Origin of the sequence: Cryobacterium sp. 10S3, assembly GCF_034344045.1 — a bacterium.
Lineage (GTDB): Bacteria > Actinomycetota > Actinomycetes > Actinomycetales > Microbacteriaceae > Cryobacterium > Cryobacterium glucosi.
Genome location: NZ_CP133773.1, coordinates 1,549,697 through 1,569,706, shown reverse-complemented (window position 1 = coordinate 1,569,706; position 20,010 = coordinate 1,549,697). Strand labels below are relative to the sequence as shown.

Annotated in this window: 16 protein-coding genes; 7 read left to right on the top strand and 9 right to left on the bottom strand. The window is 67.5% G+C overall.

All coding sequences use genetic code 11. The annotated features are described in order from the left end of the window. Positions 1–56 precede the first annotated feature (56 nt). The 5 genes from RHM57_RS07290 to RHM57_RS07270 all read right to left on the bottom strand — a co-directional run bounded on the left by RHM57_RS07290 (position 57) and on the right by RHM57_RS07270 (position 5,182). On the bottom strand, positions 57–479 hold the full coding sequence (locus tag RHM57_RS07290; protein WP_134446534.1) for a cytochrome c oxidase subunit 4: 423 nt from the start codon (positions 477–479) through the stop codon (positions 57–59). Continuing rightward, positions 480–2,222, bottom strand: coding sequence for a cytochrome c oxidase subunit I (gene ctaD / locus RHM57_RS07285; protein ID WP_134446533.1), 1,743 nt, complete (start codon positions 2,220–2,222; stop codon positions 480–482). Positions 2,223–2,225: 3 nt separating this feature from the next. Beyond that, positions 2,226–3,113, bottom strand: coding sequence for a cytochrome c oxidase subunit II (gene coxB, locus RHM57_RS07280; protein ID WP_166787268.1), 888 nt, complete (start codon positions 3,111–3,113; stop codon positions 2,226–2,228). 163 nt (positions 3,114–3,276) lie between these two features. Next, on the bottom strand, positions 3,277–3,633 hold the full coding sequence (gene erpA, locus RHM57_RS07275; RefSeq protein WP_134446531.1) for an iron-sulfur cluster insertion protein ErpA: 357 nt from the start codon (positions 3,631–3,633) through the stop codon (positions 3,277–3,279). A 112-nt stretch (positions 3,634–3,745) separates the two neighbouring features. Beyond that, positions 3,746–5,182, bottom strand: coding sequence for a dipeptidase (locus RHM57_RS07270; RefSeq protein WP_134561090.1), 1,437 nt, complete (start codon positions 5,180–5,182; stop codon positions 3,746–3,748). A gap of 37 nt (positions 5,183–5,219) precedes the next feature. Between RHM57_RS07270 and RHM57_RS07265 the strand changes: the two genes are divergently transcribed. Continuing rightward, positions 5,220–5,828, top strand: a complete 609-nt coding sequence (locus tag RHM57_RS07265; protein ID WP_134446529.1) for a DUF3043 domain-containing protein — start codon at positions 5,220–5,222, stop codon at positions 5,826–5,828. A gap of 71 nt (positions 5,829–5,899) precedes the next feature. Here RHM57_RS07265 and RHM57_RS07260 read toward each other — a convergent pair whose 3' ends face one another. Further along, positions 5,900–7,063, bottom strand: a complete 1,164-nt coding sequence (locus RHM57_RS07260; protein WP_322189678.1) for an alkaline phosphatase family protein — start codon at positions 7,061–7,063, stop codon at positions 5,900–5,902. A 107-nt stretch (positions 7,064–7,170) separates the two neighbouring features. Here RHM57_RS07260 and RHM57_RS07255 point away from each other — a divergent pair, with 107 nt between their 5' ends. Next, positions 7,171–9,720 (top strand): DNA topoisomerase IV subunit A, encoded by a 2,550-nt coding sequence (locus RHM57_RS07255; protein ID WP_322189677.1) that lies wholly within the window; start codon positions 7,171–7,173, stop codon positions 9,718–9,720. Positions 9,721–9,794: 74 nt separating this feature from the next. Next, positions 9,795–10,499, top strand: a complete 705-nt coding sequence (locus RHM57_RS07250; protein WP_134446526.1) for an SDR family NAD(P)-dependent oxidoreductase — start codon at positions 9,795–9,797, stop codon at positions 10,497–10,499. Between the two features lie 20 nt (positions 10,500–10,519). Here the strand turns inward: RHM57_RS07250 and RHM57_RS07245 are convergent, their stop codons facing one another. From RHM57_RS07245 to RHM57_RS07235, 3 genes are all read right to left on the bottom strand, one after another. Then, on the bottom strand, positions 10,520–11,296 hold the full coding sequence (locus RHM57_RS07245) for an SDR family NAD(P)-dependent oxidoreductase (protein ID WP_134446525.1): 777 nt from the start codon (positions 11,294–11,296) through the stop codon (positions 10,520–10,522). 72 nt (positions 11,297–11,368) lie between these two features. Beyond that, entirely contained in the window at positions 11,369–13,450 is a 2,082-nt protein-coding gene (locus RHM57_RS07240) for a DNA gyrase/topoisomerase IV subunit B (RefSeq protein WP_134446524.1), read from the bottom strand. 31 nt (positions 13,451–13,481) lie between these two features. After that, entirely contained in the window at positions 13,482–14,459 is a 978-nt protein-coding gene (locus RHM57_RS07235; RefSeq protein WP_322189676.1) for a helix-turn-helix transcriptional regulator, read from the bottom strand. A 291-nt stretch (positions 14,460–14,750) separates the two neighbouring features. On the opposite strand from RHM57_RS07235, the gene RHM57_RS07230 reads away from it, so the two are divergent. From RHM57_RS07230 to RHM57_RS07215, 4 genes are read left to right on the top strand one after another with little or no spacing between them, the layout of a single operon-like run. Continuing rightward, on the top strand, positions 14,751–16,439 hold the full coding sequence (locus RHM57_RS07230) for an MFS transporter (RefSeq protein WP_322135850.1): 1,689 nt from the start codon (positions 14,751–14,753) through the stop codon (positions 16,437–16,439). Positions 16,440–16,485: 46 nt separating this feature from the next. Continuing rightward, positions 16,486–18,048 carry an SLC13 family permease gene (locus RHM57_RS07225; RefSeq protein WP_134558413.1) on the top strand — a complete coding sequence of 521 codons (1,563 nt, stop codon included), beginning with the start codon at positions 16,486–16,488 and terminating at the stop codon, positions 18,046–18,048. A 59-nt stretch (positions 18,049–18,107) separates the two neighbouring features. Further along, positions 18,108–18,410, top strand: a complete 303-nt coding sequence (locus tag RHM57_RS07220; RefSeq protein WP_134558414.1) for an SHOCT domain-containing protein — start codon at positions 18,108–18,110, stop codon at positions 18,408–18,410. A gap of 7 nt (positions 18,411–18,417) precedes the next feature. Continuing rightward, positions 18,418–20,007: a leucyl aminopeptidase gene (locus RHM57_RS07215; RefSeq protein ID WP_322189675.1), complete on the top strand. Its 1,590-nt coding sequence runs from the start codon at positions 18,418–18,420 to the stop codon at positions 20,005–20,007. Positions 20,008–20,010 lie beyond the last annotated feature (3 nt).

The window sequence follows — 20,010 nt, the reverse complement described above, 5'->3', positions numbered from 1 at the left end:
GGGAGCCGTCGTTCTCAGGAATCGAGACCGACTGCTCACCCGCTTTCGCGGACCGGCTAGCGCGCGAAGTTACCGCGGTAGTACTCGTAGACCCAGCCGATGAGGCAGATCACGCCGATGCCGACCGCGATGATCGAGATCCAGAACCCGATCGCGAGGCCGAGGAAAAGCAACGCAGCACTCGCGGCGAGGAGGATGGGCCACCAGCTCCACGGGCTGAAGAAGCCGACTTCGGGATCGCCGTCGTCGACGTTGGCGTCGAGGCGGTCCTCTGGAAGCTCTCCTCCCTGAGCGCCGTGCACCCGGGACAGGTAGAAGGCGACGAAGCTCACGAACACGGAGCTCAGTGCCAGGGCGAAGGTTCCCGCCCATTCGATGCTGTGCTGGTGCGGGTCGACGAGACCCCAAACGATGTACGCGACCGTGACGAGGGCGAAGAAGCCCGCGAGCAGCCAGAGCAGGTTGGTGTTTGCCCTCATTTATTTGACCTCGTTCGTTGCGGCGTCGTAGACGGGGGCATCGGGCGCGTCCTTGCCCGGCCCGATCCCGACCGGCATGGCGACCTCGGGGTGGTTGAGGTCGAAGGCCGGCCGCTCTGAGCGGATGCGCGGAATCGACGTGAAGTTGTGCCGCGGCGGCGGGCACGACGTGGCCCACTCGAGGGAGGCTCCGAAGCCCCACGGGTCGTTGACCGTGACCTTCGGCGCCTTGCGGGCAGTGATGTACACGTTCAGGAAGAACGGGATCATCGAGACGGCGAGGATCATCGACCCGATGGTGGACAGCTGGTTCATCCAGGTGAAGCCGTCCTCCGGAGAGTACGAGGCGTAGCGGCGCGGCATGCCGACCACTCCGAGCCAGTGCTGCACGAGGAAGGTGGTGTGGAATCCGATGAACAGGAACCAGAAGTGCCACTTGCCGAGGCTCTCGTTGAGCATCTTGCCCGTCCACTTCGGCCACCAGAAGTAGAAGCCGCTGAACATGGCGAACACGACGGTTCCGAAGATGACGTAGTGGAAGTGCGCCACGACGAAGTACGTGTCGGAGACGTGGAAGTCGAGCGGCGGCGAGGCGAGGATGACACCGGTGAGCCCGCCGAACGTGAAGGTGACGAGGAAGCCGAGCGCCCACAGCATCGGCGTCTCGAAGGTCAGGGACCCCCGCCACATCGTGCCGATCCAGTTGAAGATCTTCACACCGGTCGGAACCGCGATGAGCATCGTCATGAGCGAGAAGAACGGCAGCAGCACCGAACCGGTCACGTACATGTGGTGGGCCCAGACCGCCACCGACAGGGCGGCGATCGAAATGGTCGCGTAGATGAGCGTCTTGTACCCGAAGATCGGCTTGCGGCTGAAGACCGGGAACACCTCGGAGACGATGCCGAAGAACGGCAGCGCGATGATGTACACCTCGGGGTGGCCGAAGAACCAGAACAGGTGCTGCCAGAGGATGGCACCGCCGTTGGCCGGGTCGTAGATGTGCGAGAGGAAGATGCGGTCAGAGGCCGCTGCAAGGAGGGCCGCGGCGAGCACCGGGAACGCCATCAGGACCAGCAGCGAGGTGACGAGCGTGTTCCAGGTGAAGATCGGCATCCGGAACATGGTCATGCCGGGGGCGCGCATCGTGATGATGGTCGTGATGAAGTTCACCGCGCCGAGAATGGTGCCGAAACCGGACAGTCCCAGGCCCACCATCCACAGGTTTCCGCCGACGCCGGGCGAGAAGGTCGTGCTCGCGAGCGGTTGGTAGGCGAACCAGCCGAAGGATGCTGCTCCCTGCGGCGTCAGGAACCCGCCGACGGCGATGAGGCTGCCGAAGAAGAATGCCCAGAACGAGAAGGCGTTGAGGCGCGGGAAGGCGACGTCAGGAGCGCCGATCTGCAGGGGCATCAGCGAGTTCGCGAAGCCGAAGAACAACGGCGTCGCGAACATCAGCAGCATGATCGTTCCATGCATCGTGAAGAGCTGGTTGTACTGCTCCTTGGTCTGCACGACCTCGAGGCCGGGCTCGAAGAGCTGCGCGCGGATGACGAGCGCCATCACGCCGGCGAGGCAGAAGTAGACGAAGGAGGTGATGAGGTACATGTACCCGATCACCTTGTGGTCGGTGGAGGTGATCCAGCGGACGAGGACGTTGCCCTTGCGCTCGACGCCCGTGGGACGACGGGTAGCGGCCGGGGCTGCCGGCGTCGCGGGTGCTGCGGGTGCGGTTGTGGTCATGGCCTACTTGCCTTCCTCTACCGCCGGGGCGGACGTGCCCGGAAGATTCTGGTTGCGGTTGTACCCGTTGTCGAGTTGCCCGGAGTTGCCCGCGGCCTTGAGCGAGGCCGTGTACGCCTCGTAGTCGGCCTCTGACACGACCTTGACGTTGAAGAGCATGAGCGAGTGGTACTCACCGCACAGCTCGGCGCACTTGCCGGAATAGGTGCCGATCCGTTCAGGGATGACCGACATGTAGTTGGTCTTCCCCGGGATCATGTCCTTCTTGTAGAGGAAGTCGATGACCCAGAAGGAGTGGATGACGTCGCGGGATTCGAGCGCGAGTTCGACCTTCTTGCCCACCGGGAGGACCAGCGTCGGCAACTCGGCTTCGACGAGCGAGCCCTTGGGCCCGTCGAGGTTCGGCTGGCCCTGGATGCCGGCGGAGTAGACATTCTCGTTGACGTAGTTGAAGTCCCAGGCCCACTGCTTGCCGATGACCTCGATCTTCACGTCCGGTGAGTCGAAGCGGGCCTCGATGGCGGCCTGGTCCCTCGCGGTGAATGCGAAGAAACCGATGACGAGGATGAGAGGAACGATCGTGTAGAAGATCTCGATCGGCATGTTGTACCGCAGCTGGACCGGAAGTCCGGTCTGGCCCTTGCGGCGCCGGTAGACGATCACGGCCCAGATTGTCAGGCCCCAGGTGATCAGGCCGACGATCAGGAGCACGATCCAGGATGTCGTCCAGAGTCCGGCGACGCGGTCGGTCTGGTTCGTCACCGCCGGTTCGCCCTCGACGAAGCCGGGCAGGAAGCCGTGGAGCTGGGCTTGGGTGCACCCCGCTAGAACAATGACCAACGACGCTGCGATCGGAATTGCAGCCCATCGGAGACGGTGGTTTTTGCGCACCAGTAACCTTTCGGGGAGTCTCGACATCACTTCATCGGAAGTGCCTCTATGTGAATGACAGCCTACTGCGCGGGATGCGCTTCGGGGTGCAGCGCAGGCGCTGATCCGGTAACGAATCCACGCCAAGATGCCGGGCGGCCCGCCCGGCATCGTCTGTGGTTCCCTAGCTGAACGAGTCCCCGCAGGCGCAGCTGCCGCCGGCGTTGGGGTTGTCGATGGTGAAGCCCTGCTTCTGGATGGTGTCCTCGAAGTCGATCGAGGCCCCGTCCAGGTACGGAACGCTCATTTTGTCGACGACGACCTCGACACCGTCGAAGTCGACGAGCGCGTCACCGTCGAGCACACGCTCGTCGAAGTAGAGCTGGTAGATGAGGCCGGAGCAGCCGCCGGGCTGGACGGCGACGCGGAGGCGCAGGTCCTCACGGCCCTCCTGGGCGAGCAGGCTTCGTACCTTCAGCGCTGCGGCCTCGCTCAGGCCCACTCCGTGGGCGGCGGTGCTGGTTGTGATGGTGTCGGTCATGACGCTCCTTGCGCTGTGCTCGAATTCTGACAGATTCTACCTGCAGCAACGGTGAGTCCGCCGCAGTAATTCCCGCCTGCCGGTCTCTCGTCTCTGACCGGGGCTGATGGGTTCATCGGGTGGGGGCCTCCAGAGTCCCGGTGCGGCGGTTGAGCCGGTCGAGCAGGAACGCCTCGGCGAGGACTGCCCGTTTGAACACGCCCAGGTGGAGGGACTCGTTGGGGCTGTGCGCCCGGGAATCGGGGTCTTCGACACCCGTGACGAGGATCTGGGCCTCCGGGAACACCCGCACGAGGTCCGAGATGAACGGAATGGAGCCGCCGATGCCGACGTTGACCGGGGGCTTGCCCCAGGCATCCGTCATCGCACCGAGCGCGAGCGGCACGGCCCAGCCGCTGTCGTCGACGAGGAACGCCTCGCCGGTGTCGACGTCGTCGATGGTGATGCTCGCCCCGTACGGGACGTGGGCGCGCAGGTGCGCCTCGAGGGCCTGGTAAGCCTCAGCAGCGGGCTGTCCTGGTGCGATCCGGGTGCTGAGACGCACGCTCACGACCGGGGACAGGGTGTTCGACGCGTTCGCGACGCTCGGGGCGTCGATGCCCGTGATCGTGATGGCGGGCTGGGACCAGAGCCTGCTGAGCAGCGGGCCGTGGCCGATGGGCGTCGCACCATCGAGGAGGCCGGTTTCCAGGCGCAGCTGTTCCTCGGTGTATTCGGGTGCGGGGACGTCCCGACTCGTGAGCCCGTCGACGGCCACGGAGCCGTCTTCCGCGTAGAGGCTCGCGAGAAGGCGCACAGTCGCCATCATGGCGTCGGGCACCGCTCCCCCGTACATTCCGGAGTGGGAGGCGTGGTCGAGAGTGCGCACGGTCAGTCGGAAGGTGACGTTGCCCCGCAGGGCGACCGTGAGGGCGGGGGTGTCCACGTCCCAATTGTTGGAGTCGGCGACGACGATGACGTCGGCGCGGAGCGACTCCCGGTTGTCCTCGAGGAATGCCGCGAACGAGCGACTGCCGAACTCCTCCTCACCCTCGATGAACACGGCGATTCCGAGGTCGAAGTCGGGGCCGGCCGTCTCGGCGAGTGCCCGGATCGACGCTACGTGCGCCATCACCCCTGCCTTGTCGTCCGCTGCGCCTCTTCCGTAGAGCCGATCCCCGCGAACGGTCGGCTCGAACGGGGTGGATTCCCAGTCGATGTCGTGGCCGGGGGGCTGCACATCGTGGTGGGCATAGAGCAGGACCGTGGGTCGGCCGTTGCGGGCCGGCCGGTGGGCGAGCACGGCAGGCTGGCCCAGTTCCGTGGTGCCGGGAATTCCCGACCGGGTCACGACAACCTCGTCGAAGACGTTGAGCCCCCGCACCAGGGCGGCGACGGCCTCCGCGCTTTCCGCCACCCTGGCCGGATCGAACGCGTCCCAGGACACGGACGGGATGCGCACGAGGGCGCACAGGTCGGCAATCGTGGCGGGAAGGGCGGCCTCGACCGCGGCGCGCACAGGCGCGTCGGCGAGTGCGGCTTCGGGTGCAGTATCTGGGGTAACGGTCATCAGGTAATCTTAAGCCAACTAATTGCAAGGAACTGATGTGGCCAAGCCAGTGAACCCAGACGCACAACCGCCGATCGAATCGATCGACGAGACGAGGGCGCGCCTCGCGGCCGCCCACCCCGCCGGCCACCCGGAAGGGAAGGGCCAGCCGACGCCGAGTCGTAAGGAGCAGGAGGCCGCCAACCGGCGCCCCCTCGTGCCCGACGACCGCAAGCTCGCCGCACGCCAGGCACGCGCCAAGTCCGCGGAGACCCGCGACAGGGCCAGGATCGGCATGGCCGCGGGTGAGGACAAGTTCCTCCCCGTCCGCGAACGTGGTCCGCAGAAGCGCTTCGTGCGCGACTACGTGGACGCCCGGGTGAACATCGGCGAGTTCATGATCCCGGTGATGTTCCTCGTCATCCTCCTCACGTTCTTCCCCGACCGCAACGTGCAGACCTACGGGATCCTCGCGCTCTGGGCCTTCTTCCTCATCGCCGTCGTGGACTGCACGGTGCTCGGCTTCACCCTCACCCGGAAGGTCAAGGCGAAGTTCGGCGACGCGAAGGCGGAGCGCGTGCGCTGGTATGCGGCGATGCGCGCGCTCCAGCTGCGAGCAATGCGGCTTCCGAAGCCCCAGGTCAAGCGCGGCCAGTACCCCTCCTGAGCATCAGGCTCTCCCTCAGGCCCGTCCCCCCGGGGGCGGGCCTGAGGTGTTCCCCCGGGCGGAAGCCGCGGCTACGCGCCGAAGGCACCGTCGCGGATCACGGGGACGCGCAGTTCCTCGTCCGTGAGCGACCCGTGCTGGCCGATCATCGACCGGGCGGACTGGTTCGGCTCGCGGGAGTCGTAGTATGCGACGGCCTTCCGCGCGGCCACGATCACGTCGCCGATCCTGGGCAGCACTTCGTCATCGACCCTGCCGAAGAGTCCGGCCGTGACCGCCTCCGCACGCGTGAAGATCCACGCCCGGTCGCCCTCGACCTCGCGCCAGGTTTCGGCCAGCGTGGTCGCCGCCTCTGATGCGGACGTTCCGGCGTCGCCGCGGGACTCGTCGAGGTACAGGTAGAGGCAGCGCGGGTCTCCCCCGATGTGCCGCACCGGCGCGACGAGTTCGGGAACGCTGTCGAAGAGCACGTGTTTCGTGGCGGGGACGTCGAGGACGCCGTGGTCTGCGGTGACGATGAGCCCCTCGTCCCGATGCATACCGGCAGCGAAGCGCCCGGCGGCGGAGTCGAGGGCCTCGAGGGCCGCGAGCCATTTCGCGGACTCCCAGCCGTGCGCGTGTGCGGCGACGTCGAGTTCGGGCACGTACAGGTAGACGAGGGCGCGCGACTCGGTGTCCAGCAGGGCACGGGCCGCCGCGAACCGATCGGAGATGCTCTCCGCCGGCACGTAGTGCGCACCACGGAGGGACGCGAGGGTGAATCCGGAGTGGGCGTAGCGCTTCGGGCCGATGGTGAAACTCGGCACACCGTCATCGGCGGCGCGTTCGAAGACGGTACGGGTCCGCTGCCACGTTTCCGGCGGCATCCGTTCGTCCCAGCCACTCAGCTGGTTGACGACCCTGTCGTTGGCGGCGTCGAGGGCCCGGTAGCCGACGAGCCCGTGCCGACCGGGTTCGACCCCGGTGGTCAGGCTCGTGATCGCTGCGGCGGTCGTGGCGGGGAAGACCGTATCGACGACCCCGGCCCTGGTCAGTTTCGACATGAGGTACCGGGCGTGGCCTGCCCGTGCCCGCAGCGAGCTGACGCCGAGGCCGTCGACGAGCACGACGACGGCCTTGTCGACAGCGGCGAGGGCAAGCGCATTCTCCCGGCCGAGGACCGCAGCGTGGCAACTTGACAGGACGTCGGCAAGGCGCAGCGCACTGAATTGGCGGGCCGGTAGCATGGGGGGCATTGGGTCAAGTCTGTCATGGACACGGCCCTGCACTGGCGCGCAGCCTGCGCGCCCACCCGATCGTGCCGCTGGTCCTGCCACCGGAGCACCCCAAGCAGAATTCACGAATGAGTCGCACACCCGCTACCCCGCCCGCAGCATTCACCGAACGCATCGAGGACGTCGATGTCTCGACGGAGATGCAGGGATCGTTCCTGGAGTACGCGTACTCGGTGATCTATTCCCGCGCCCTCCCCGACGCGAGGGACGGGCTCAAGCCCGTGCAGCGCCGGATCCTCTACCAGATGGCCGAGATGGGCCTGCGTCCGGACAAGGGCCACGTGAAGTCGGCGCGCGTCGTCGGCGAAGTCATGGGGAAGCTGCACCCGCACGGTGACACCGCGATCTACGACGCGCTCGTGCGGATGGCCCAGGCCTTCACCCTCCGCGTTCCCCTCATCGACGGCCACGGCAACTTCGGGTCCCTCGACGACGGCCCCGCCGCGCCGCGGTACACCGAGGCGCGCCTCGCAGCCCCCGCCCTCGCCATGACGGAAAACCTCGACGAGGACGTCGTTGACTTCGTCCCGAACTACGACAACCAGCTGACCCAGCCGGATGTGCTCCCTGCCGCGTACCCGAACCTGCTCGTCAACGGGGCCGCGGGCATCGCCGTCGGCATGGCGACGAACATGGCGCCGCACAACCTCATCGAGGTCGTCGGCGCGGCGCGGCACCTGCTCGCGCACCCCGACGCGACGCTCGACGAGCTGATGGAATACGTGCCGGGACCCGACCTGCCGACCGGGGGGACGATCGTCGGTCTCTCGGGGATCAAGGATGCCTACCTCACGGGCCGCGGCAGTTTCAAGACCCGCGCCAAGGTCTCCGTCGAGGCCATCACGGCCCGGAAATCGGGCCTCGTCGTGACGGAGCTCCCCTATCTCGTCGGCCCGGAGCGGGTCATCGAGAAAATCAAGGACGGCGTCACCTCCAAGAAGCTCAGCGGCATCTCCGACGTCACAGACCTCACCGACCGCACCCACGGCTTGCGGCTCGTGATCGGCATCAAGACCGGCTTCAGCCCCCTCGCCGTTCTCGAACAGCTCTACCGTTACACCCCCCTCGAGGATTCCTTCAACATCAACGCGGTCGCCCTCGTGGACGGCGGACCGCAGACCCTCGGCCTGCGCGAGCTCCTGTCCGTCTACGTCGGCCACCGGATCGAGGTCGTCACCCGGCGCAGCGCCTACCGCCTGGCCAGGCGCACGGAACGCCTGCACCTCGTCGAGGGCCTCCTCATCGCCATCGTCGACATCGACGAGGTCATCCAGGTGATCCGCACGAGCGACGACACCGAGCAGGCCCGCACGCGCCTGATCGACGTCTTCGAGCTGAGCCAGATCCAGGCCGAGTACATCCTCGAACTCCGTCTGCGCCGCCTCACCCGCTTCTCCCAGATCGAACTCGAGGCCGAACGCGACCAGCTCCTCGCCGAGATCGCCCTCCTCGAAGAACTGCTCGGGAGCAAGCAGGCCATCCGCACCCTCGTCTCCGACGAGCTCGCCGCCGTGGCGGAGAAGTTCGGCACCCCGCGCCGCACCCTCCTCACCGAGGCCAAGCCGAGCATCGCCGGCGCCGTCGCCAAACGCAACGCCCCGGTGCTCGAACTCACCGACACGCCGACCAGGGTCTACCTGAGTGCCACCGGTCGCATCGCCAGGGTCGACCTCGCCGCCATCGAGCCCACTGCTGACGACCCCTTCGATCCCGATGCCCTCCCGGCTGGAGACGCCGCGACGGAGACCGGTGACGCGGCATCCGCGCCCCGGACCAGGACCGTACCCACCCAGCGGCGCAGCAAGCACGACGCCGTGCTCTCCACCCTGGACACGACGAGCCGTGCAGAGGTCGGCGCCGTCACGAGCCGCGGCAGGCTGATCCGGTTCACCCCGGTCGACCTGCCCGTGATGCCGCCCACATCCATCCAGCTCGGCGCCGGCGTGCGCGTGGCCGACTACCTGGGCCTGACCGACAGGTCCGAGACCGTGCTCGCGCTCGTTTCCCTCGAGTCCGACCGCTCCATCGCGCTCGGAACCGCCTTCGGCACCGTCAAGCGCGTCGTCGCGGGCGACTGGGCGAACCGGCCTGACTTCGAGATCATCCAGCTCAAGCCGAAGGACTCCGTCATCGGGGCCGAGCAGGGCACGGAGGACGACGAGCTCGTCTTCGTCACGTCCGACGCCCAGCTCTTGAGGTTCCCGGCCGCATCGGTGCGGCCCCAGGGCCGCCTTGCCGGCGGAATGGCCGGGATCAAACTCGCAGCGGATGCCCGGGCCGTGTTCTTCACGAGTCTCGCGGCCGACGACGCGGAGACGGCCGTCGTCGCCACCGTCGCAGCGTCCAGCCACACCCTCGCCGGAACGGACCCCGGCAGTGCCAAGGTCTCCGAGTTCACCGAATTCCCCGCGAAGGGCCGGGCGACGTCCGGAGTCCGCGCCCACCGCTTCCTCAAGGGGGAAGACGCCATCGCCGTCGCGTGGGTCGGTCCGATGCCCGCCCGCGCGGTCGGTCCGGACGGAGCCCCGCGCACCCTTCCGGAAACCGGGGCCAGGCGGGATGCCTCTGGGACGATGCTCGAAGCTCTGGTCGGCACGATCGGCGCCCGGATCGCCTGAACCGGCCGGCCGGCTCATGCGTCCGGCTCATGCGGCCGGCTCAGACGGCCGGCTCAGACGGCTACAGTGTCCGAATGACTACACTTCCCGGCTCGGTCGTCCTCGTCGTCGGCGCGACCGGCGGCCTCGGCCGTGAAATCGCCCGGCAGCTCTCGGCCGCCGGAGCGACCCTTGTCCTGGCCGGGCGTGACACGGCCAGGCTCGCAGCCCTCGGGATCCCCGGCACGCTCGTCACGGGTGACCTCACCGACGTTTCGGCAGTCGACGCCCTGGTCGCCCGTGCGGTCCAGGCCACCGGAGGACTCGACGGGGTCGTCAACGCGGCCGGTGTTGTGGCCTTCGGGCCGGCACGTGAGCTCGGAGACGCGGCCATGGAGGAACTCTTCGCCGTGAACACGCTCGCGCCCATCCGCCTGCTCCGCGCCGCAGCGGACAGCCTCACGGCATCCGCCGCCGCCGGCAGGGAACCGTTCTTCGTGACCCTCAGCGGTGTCGTGAGCGAGAGCCCGACCGCGGGCCTTGCGGCGTACTCGGCGTCCAAGGCCGCCCTCGCAGCATTCGGACAGGCCGCGGGGCGGGAGCTTCGCCGCAGCGGCATCCGCATGATCGACGCCCGCCCCGGACACACCGAAACCGGCCTCGCCGACCACCCGATCTCAGGCGTCGCGCCGAACTTCCCTGCCGGTCTGCAGCCGGAGGCCGTGGCCGCGCGGATCGTCGGCGCCATCGCCGCCGGGGAGCGCGACCTGCCCAGTTCCGCGTTCGCCCCGCCCGCCTGACCTCCGCAGACCGGCGTTCGCTAGATTGTCGACCAGCCGCCGTCGGACATCAGGACGGCTCCATTGACGTTGGGCGAGTCCTCGCTCAGCAACCAGCAAATGGACGCGGCCAGCTCCTCCGGCTCCGCAGGGGCCGGAATGGTCGTCTGCATGATCGGTCCGAGACGCTCGGCGGCCCACGCGGACAGGAACGGAGCCTCGATGTTCGTCTTCACCGCGCCGGGCGCCACCGCATTGCAGCGCACCCCCTTCGGCCCGTAGAACAACGCCGTACTCTTGGTCAGTCCGATCACGGCGTGCTTGGACGCGCTGTACGTGGTGCCCGATGCTCCCGCGCGGATGCCTGCCTCGCTTGCGATGTTCACGATCCGCCCGAAACCGGCCGAGACCATGCCGGGCAGCACGGCACGCATCAGCCGCATCTGCGAGGTCACGTTCACCCGGAAGACCCGCTCCCACACCTCGTCGGTGATCTCCGCCGTCGGGAGGAACGAGTCCATGATCCCGGCATTGTTGACCAGCCCGTCGACCGTGGGTCCCGCGGCCAGCACGAGCGCGTCGACATCCGCTTGCAGGCTCACGTCGCCGGCCACGCCGACGAGCTCCCCGCTGCCGCTGCTCTGCTCCAGAGCCGCGAGACGCTCCGCCGAGATATCGGCGGCGATGACGCGGGCGCCCTCGCTGAGGAGCCGGAGCGCCGTCGCCCTCCCGATGCCGCTGCCCGCCCCGGTCACGATGACGGTCCGGCCCGTGAACCGTGCCTGCTGGAATCCTGCCTGGTCCGCCTGGGTGCTCATCTGGAATGCCCTCCGCCTTGTGCCGGCGCCAGTGCCGGCAGTGTGCGGCGACCATATCACCGTGAACAGGCATTACACGTCGATGCGGTCCCTGCTGAGCTTGTCCGAGCTTTCGATGATGAACTCCTTGCGCGGGGCGACGTCGTTGCCCATCAGGAGTTCGAAGACCTTGCCGGCCTGCTCGGCATCGGCGACCCGCACGCGGCGGAGCATCCGGTGCGAGCGCTCCATCGTCGTCGTCGCCAGCTGGTCCGCGTCCATCTCGCCGAGCCCCTTGTACCGCTGGATCGGGTCCTGGTACCGCTTTCCGCTTTTCTTCAGGGCCGCAAGCACGCTGTGCAGCTCGGGTTCCGAGTAGGTGTAGATGGTCTCATTGGGCTTCGAGCCCGGGTTCATCACGACCACTCTGTGCAGGGGCGGCACCGCGGCGAACACCCGCCCCTCTGTGATCATCGGGCGCATGTACCGGAAGAACAGGGTTAGCAGCAGGGTGCGGATGTGCGCCCCGTCGACATCCGCATCGCTCATGATGATGACCTTGCCGTAGCGCGCCGCCGAGAGATCGAAGCTGCGGCCGGAGCCGGCGCCGATGACCTGGATGATCGAGGCGCACTCGAGGTTGGAGAGCATGTCGGCGACGGATGCCTTCTGCACGTTCAGGATCTTGCCGCGGATGGGCAGCAGGGCCTGGTGCTCGCTGTCGCGCGCGAGCTTGGCGGTGCCGAGCGCCGAGTCGCCTTCGACGATGAACAGTTCGCTGTTCAGCACGTCGTTGCTGCGGCAGTCGACGAGCTTCGCGGGCAGGGAGGAGCTTTCGAGGGCGTTCTTGCGCCGCTGCGTCTCCTTGTGGGCACGGGCGGAAATGCGCGACTTCATCTCCGCGACGATCTTGTCGAGCAGCACGGCCGCCTGCGTCTTGTCGTCGCGCCGGGTGGACACGAAGCGTTCGTTCATCGCCTGGGCGACGACGTTCGCGACGATCGCGCGCACGGCGGGCGTTCCGAGGACCTCCTTGGTCTGTCCCTCGAACTGCGGCTCGGGCAGACGCACGGTGAGCACGGCGGTGAGCCCCGCCATCACGTCGTCCTTCTCGAGCTTGTCAGAACCCATCTTGAGCCTGCGCGCGTTGAGTTCGACCTGGGCCCTGAGGAACTTGATCAGCCCGGCGTCGAATCCGGCCTGGTGGGTGCCGCCCTTGGGCGTCGCGATGATATTCACGAAACTGCGGACGATCGTGTCGTAGCCGGTCCCCCAGCGCAGCGCGATATCGACGGCGCAGTCCCTGACGAGCTCGGTCGGGACCATGGCACCCGTCGGCATCAGCACAGGAACGGTTTCGGTGAACGTGCCGTGGCCGGTGAGGCGCCAGGTGTCCGTGATCGCGGCATCCGTCGAGAGGTGCTCGACGAACTCGGAGATGCCACCCTCGAACCGGAATACCTCGACAACGGGCTCATCGCCACGGCGGTCGTCGATCGACAAGGCGAGCCCGGGAACGAGGAACGCCGTCTGCCTGGCCCGTTCGAGCAGTTCCTCGGTCTGGAACGTCGCGCCCTTGGTGAAGATCTGCCGATCCGCCCAATAGCGGATACGGGTTCCCGTGACGCCTCGACGGACCTTGCCGACCACACGGAGTTCGCTCTGGTGTTCGAAGGGGGTGAAGGGGGCGTCCGGACTCTTCTCCCCGGTGTCGGCGAACAGTCCGGGTTCACCGCGGTGGAAGGACATCGCCCAGGTCTTGCCGTCCCTGTCGACCTCGACGTCGAGGCGCTCCGACAGGGCATTCACGACGGATGCGCCGACTCCGTGCAGTCCACCCGACGCCGCATACGAACCGCCGCCGAACTTGCCGCCGGCGTGCAATTTGGTGAAGACGACCTCGACGCCGGTCAGTCCGGTCTTCGGTTCGATGTCAACGGGGATACCGCGGGCGGTGTCGCTGACCTCGACGCTCGCGTCCGGGTGCAGCACGATGTCGATTCCGGCACCGAATCCGCCGAGCGCCTCGTCGACGGAGTTGTCGATGATCTCCCAGAGGCAGTGCATCAACCCCCGGGAGTCGGTCGAGCCGATGTACATGCCGGGGCGCTTGCGCACGGCCTCGAGGCCTTCGAGGACCGAGAGGTGGCGGGCGGAATAGTCAGAAGAACTCACCGTCCCAAGAATACTGGCCGAGGACCGGGGATTACGCACGTCCGGACGCTCGTGTCTCCGGCAGGGCGATGCCGCCGATGCGGTACTGGGAGGGCAGGACGCCATACCGTGCGCGGAACCCGGCGCGGAGCTCGAAAGCGGACGTGTATCCGGAACGCGTTGCGATGTCGGCGATTGTCAGCCCCGCCGTGCGCGGTGCGAGCAGCAGCTGGGCGGCAGACTCCGCGCGACACCGGCTGATCTCCGCGGCGACAGTACTGCCCCCGCCCTCGAACGCGCGCTGCAGGTGCCGCAGGGAGATCCCCAGCTGGGCGGCAACGACAGCAGGACTGAGATCGCGGTTCCGGTGCCTGGCCTCGATGTGGGCGACGGCGCGCATGCGCAGGCCCGCCCGGAGGTCAGCGCTGTCCATGGCATAACCGTCGCCCTCCAGAAAAATGCCGACCACGAGGTCCTCGATCGTCCTCTCTGTGACAGACACTCCGATGGCCGTCGGCGTCCAGGCCGCTTCGACCACCGCGAGCGCCAGGACCCGCAGGGGCGCGGCGAGAGACGCCGAGCGTTCGAGGCGCAGGCGTTCACCCTCGAGCTGGATCCCCCTCGCTATCAGGCGGGCCTGGGGAAGCTGGATGCCGAGTCCGCGCGTGACCTCCGTCGTCTGGACGGACGACGCGACCCCCGCCGGCATCACGTATGCGCTGATCGGGCTGAACCGTTGGGGCGGGTGCTGACCGAGTCCGATCGTCATGCTGCCATTGAGCATGAAACCGACGTGCAGGACCCCCGCGGTGGAATCGGTGCCCCCTGTGTAGCGGAAGGCCGACTGGGTGGCGAGCGTCACCGTCGTGCTGCCGATCACTTTCCTGATCGCCGAAAAATGAAACACGTCAGAGGCCGGAACCTCGAGGCGCTGCGCGAGGAAGCCGACAGCGTCGTCGGGAAGCGGAACCGGGATGCCGGACTGAACGGTGAGATGCCGCACCGCGTCGCTGGACACCGGCACCCACATCTGAAACCCCTCACTTCTGCTGCGCGATCTCCGCGCGGCCCGCTGCGACGCAGACCTGCGATCCATTCCAGAACCGCAGGCTATCGCCCCCCAAACGGGAACACAATGCAACGCGGAAGAACTCCGGGTTGTCGCCTGACAGCTCCGGACCCGGCACGGCGTTCTTGCGCCAGCACAAGCGCAGTCCTGCGCCAACTCTGCTGGACGCCGGATCAGTGGCCCTAGTCTGACAAGAATTCGCCGGACAGACCCAGACAGAACCAGTCGGAAACCCAGATGGGAGCGTGAAGGATGTCCTCAGAGACCGTCGTACCCGGGGGTGCCACCCGCCCTGCCGTTGCAGCGTCGTGGTTGCCGTTGGTCGTGGTCGTGCTCACGCAGATTCAGGCGTCGTTCGCGGTGAATGCGTTGACGGTGTCGATGCAGGGCATCACGACGGATCTGAACACTCCAGCGACGAGTGTGGGGACGGCGATCACCGCGGGCACGTTCGCGATGGCGGCGTTCATCCTGCTCGGTGCCAAGCTGGGTGCGAAGTTCGGGTCCCGCCGGGTGTTCCAGATCGCAGTCGTCATCCATGGACTCGCGATGGCGGCCGTTGCCGTGAGTGTGAGTCCGACGATGCTGTTCATCGCGCAAGCCGCGTCCGGTGCGGTGATCGCGTTGATCGCGCCGGCGCTCGTGGTGTTCATCGCGGCGAACTATTCCGGTGAGCAGCAGGCCCGCTCAATCGGGTTCCTCGCGGCGGCCATCCCCGCGGCCGGGGTGCTCGCGCTCCTCATCGCGGGTACCTTCGCGTCCACGATCGGCTGGCGGTATTCCTTCGCCCTGATCGTGGCGCTCGCGGCAGTGAACCTGCTGCTGAGTTTCCGGTTGAAGGTCGTGCCGCCCCAGCCCGCCGTCGTGATCGACTGGGTCGGCGCCGTCCTCGCTGCGGGGTCCATCATCCTGCTGAGCTTCGGGTTCAGCGGCCTGAATTCCTGGGGCGTGGTCCTGGCCACGCCCAGCGCGCCTTTCACGGTCCTGGGGGTCTCCCCTGCGCCGGTCCTGATCCTCCTCGGGGCGATCGGCGGGCAGGCGTTCTTCGTGTGGTTGCGCCGGAGGAAGGCCGCGCACCTGCCGCAGATCTTCGACCTCGAGGTGCTGAAGTCCGGATCCGAGAAGGCGACGACCTTCGCGATGGCGGCGATGCTGTTCGTGGGAACCGCGGCGAACTTCCTGATCCCGCTCTACATCCAGATCGTGCAGGGCCGGTCGAGCTTCCAGACCTCGATCTCGATCATCCCGTACACCCTCTCGATCTTCATCGCCAGCTCCGTCGTGGCCACCCTGTACAAGCGGTACCCGCCGCACCAGATCGCCCGGGTGGGGTTCGTCGTCGTCGCCCTCGGGCTGGTGATCCTCGCCTTCACGATCCGGAACGAATGGGAACAGTTCGCCGTCGTCATCGGCCTCATCATCCTCGGCCTCGGCCAGGGGGCGATTGTGGCGCTCGTGTTCAACACCCTGCTCTCCGCGGCCCCGAAACGCCTCGCCGGAGACGTAGGCGCCTGGCGCGGCCTCGTCCACAACATCTCGGGGAGCGTCGGCATCGCCGTCGCGAGCGTCTTCGCCGTCGGAATCCTCAGCGCGATCGTGGCGTCGAGTGTCGCGAGCAGCCAGGCCCTGCCGCCGGAACTGGTCGCGCAAGTGCCCCTCGACAGTGTGAACTTCGTCACCAACGACCACCTCGAGTCGGTCCTGAGCCAGACATCCGCCACCCCGGAGCAGGTTGCAGAGGCCGTTGCCATCAACGAGGACGCGCGGCTCCGTGCCCTGCAGATCTCGCTGCTCGGCCTCGCCGGCATCGCACTCCTCGCGATCATCCCGGCCGGGCGGATGCCGGACTACATTCCCGGGGACATCCCCGCGGCGCTCTCGAGCGGCAAGGAACCGGACGACGACGAGGACGGCCTGGAACGGCCGGCCTCCCGGTCATGAGCAGGCCACGCGGCGACGCCGTTCACCGGCATCCTGGGGCGCAGCCGTGAACGACATCTCGATCACCCTGCTCGTGCTTCTCGCCGCGATCGTGCTCTTCGTCTGGAACGCGGTTCCCGTGGAGATCGTCGCCATCGGCGTCGCGCTGTCGCTTTTCCTGACCGGTGTGATTTCTTTCGAGCAGACCCTGGCGGGGTTCGGCGACCCGGTCATCGTCTTCATCGCCGCCCTGTTCGTCGTCAGCGAAGCACTCGACGCGACCGGGGTGACCACCTGGGCCGGCCAGCAGCTCACCAAACGCACCGGAACGAACCGGCGCATCATCGTGACGTTCGTGATGCTGCTCGTTGCGGTCGTCACCGCCCTGATCAGCGTCAACGGCGCCGTCGCGTCCCTGCTCCCGATGGTCGTCGTGCTCGCGATCCGGATTCGGCAGCCTCCTTCCCAGATGCTGATGCCACTCGCCTTCGGCGCACATGCCGGGTCCCTTCTCGTCCTGACCGGAACCCCGGTCAATGTGCTCGTCTCCGAGCTCGCGGTCAGCACGGGCCATGCACCGTTCGGATTCTTCGAATTCGGCCTCGTCGGCCTCCCGCTCGTCGTCGGGACCATCCTGATCACCGTATTCCTCGGCCCGAGGCTCCTGCCCAACCGAACCGCCCAGGTCGCGCCCAAGGATCTCAGCGACCACGCGCGTACCCTCGCAGCCCAGTACTCTCTCGCGGACGCGGGAAGCCTGCTGGGCCGGAAGAACGGTGTCACAGAGGTCGTCATCGCACCACGCTCGTCCTTCGTGGGTGAAAGCGTCTTCACGGGAATGGTGACGGACAGTGGGGAACTCGTCGTCATCGCGATCCAGCGGAGCGGGGAGGACCTGACGGATGCCGTCCTCGCCGCTGGAGACGTGCTGCTGCTGCGCGGCCCGTGGCAGGCGCTCGACCGGAACACCGCAGACCCCAACGTCGTCGTCGTCGACGCACCCCAGCTGATTCGTCGCCAGGCCGTGCCGATGGGCCCGCGCGCAACGACCGCCCTCGTGATCCTCGCCGGCATGGTCGTCCTGCTTGCCACCGGGATCGTGCCTGCGGCGGTTGCAGCCCTGACCGCTGCGGCGGCGATGGTCCTCCTGCGCGTGCTCACGGTCTCCCAGGCGCACCGCTCGATCTCCTGGACGACCCTCATCCTCGTCGGCGGGATGATTCCGCTGTCGACCGCCATCCAGGTCTCCGGCGCTGCCGACGTCATCGCGAACGGGCTCGTCGCCGCAGTGGGCACCTCGAGCCCCTATCTGCTGCTCTTCGGTATCGCCGTCGTCACGAGCGTGCTCGGGCAGCTGATCAGCAACATGGCCACAGCACTCATCCTTGGTCCGATCGCCATCGCGATCGCAACCGAAACGGGGATCTCACCGCTCCCCCTGCTGATGGGCGTCACGGTCGCAGCGGCAGCATCGTTCCTCACCCCGGTCGCGACCCCGGCGAACACCATGGTGATGGGGCCTGGAGCGTACCGCTTCGGCGACTACTGGAAGCTCGGGCTGCCCCTCCTGCTGCTCTTCGTCGCCGTTGCCACCTTCCTGGTTCCAGTCTTCTGGCCTTTCCACCCCTGACCTGACCCGACCACAACACCACGAACACCACCCCGGCTAAACCACTCGAGAGGAACACCATGGCATTCGGACGACGTTCACGCGGACTCGCGGCAAGTGCGGCACGCACTGCCGTCATCGTCGGAACAGCAACCGCGACGAGCAATGCCGTTCACGGCTCCGCCGCACGCAAGCAGGCGGCCGCTGCTGCAGCCGCCCCGGCCGTCGCTGCGCCCATCGCTGCGACGGCGCCTGTCGCCGTCCCGCCAGCGGCACCCCAGGAGGACATCATCAGCAAGATCGAGCGCCTCGCTGCGCTGCACACTGCCGGCGCCCTCACCGATGCGGAATTCGCCCTGCTCAAGGCCCAGGCGATCGCGTAGACCGCGCATGTCCCTCGGCACATACAAACTCATCCCGGAATCGTTCACCCGGACGCCATCCCAGACTCCGGCCTCCGCTGTCGGAATCCTCGTCGTCTCCGAGGTGCCGGTCGGTCTTGACGCCGTCGGATTCCTCATCGGCCCGGATGGCCCCCTTCCCCTGACGCTGGGTGCCGAACGGGCCACCCTCGTCTCTGCCGGCTTCACCGGCAGCATCGGGCAGACCCTGCTTCTCCCCCAACCGAACGGTCCGATCTTCATCGTCGTCGGTGCCGGACCCGCGGATGCCCAGGATGCGGATCTCCTGCGCGACGTCGCGGCCACCTTCGCGCGGGCGGCCCAGCGCTATCCCCGGATCGCACTCGCGATCGGCGACACCTTCCCCCTCGACGCTGCGACCGTCGGCCAGGCGGTCGTCGAAGGGGTCCTGCTCGCCCGCTACCGATACGTCGAGCTGCAGCCTTCCTCCGACCATTGCGCGCTCGTCACCCTCGACATCGTCCTCGACACCCCGAGTACCGGCTCCGGGGTCGCGGATCAGGCTCGCGTGGGGGTCCGTGTCGGCGAGATCACCGCACGCGCCACAAATCTCGCCCGGGACCTGGCCAACACTCCGCCGAGTCACCTCACCGCCACCGATCTCGGCACCATCGCGATCGGCCTCGGCCTCGAACACGGGCTGGCCGTCGATGTCTTCGACAAGCAGCAGATCATCGAGCTGGGCTGTGGCGGTCTCCTCGGCGTGAATGCCGGAAGCGTCGAAGAGCCACGGATCATCAAGGTGACGTACTCTCCCCCGCCAACGGTCGGTGCGGCGCCAACGGACGGTGAGGCGCCTCCCGCCCACCTCGCGCTGGTCGGCAAGGGCATCATGTACGACTCCGGCGGGATCTCGCTGAAGCCCTCCGACCCGATGCACCTGCTGATGAAGATGGACATGGCCGGCGCCGCCGCCGTCCTGGCCATGATGACGGCACTCCGCGCCCTGGACTGCGCGTCCGCGGTGACCGCCTTCCTGATGTGCACGGACAACATGCCGGGCGGCTCCGCCATGAAGCTCGGCGACGTCCTCACCATCCGAGGCGGAACCACCGTCGAGATCAAGAACACCGACGCGGAAGGCCGCCTCGTCATGTCCGATGCCCTGGTCCTGGCCGGCGAGGAGAATCCGGACGCGATCATCGACGTCGCTACGCTCACCGGGGCCGCGCTGATGGCCCTGGGCACGCACACGGCCGCCGTCTTCGGAAACAACCAGGCCCTCGTCGACCGCGCCATCGCCGCGTCTCGCGCTACGGCGGAGTCGATCTGGCAACTGCCGCTCGAACACCGCTACCGACCCCAGTTGAAGTCCGACGTCGCCGACCTGTCGAACATGGGCGGCAAGTACGCCGGGGCGACGGCCGCCGCCCTGTTCCTCGCCGAGTTCGTCAAGGACGTGCCCTGGGCTCACCTCGACATCGCGGGTACCATGCAGTCGGAAACAGACGAGCTGTGGAATACCAAGGGGGCGACGGGGTTCGGCACCCGGCTGCTGATCGACCTCGCACTGAACTTCACGGCGGACAGCATCGCGCCGACCCGGAACACCCGCTGAGGC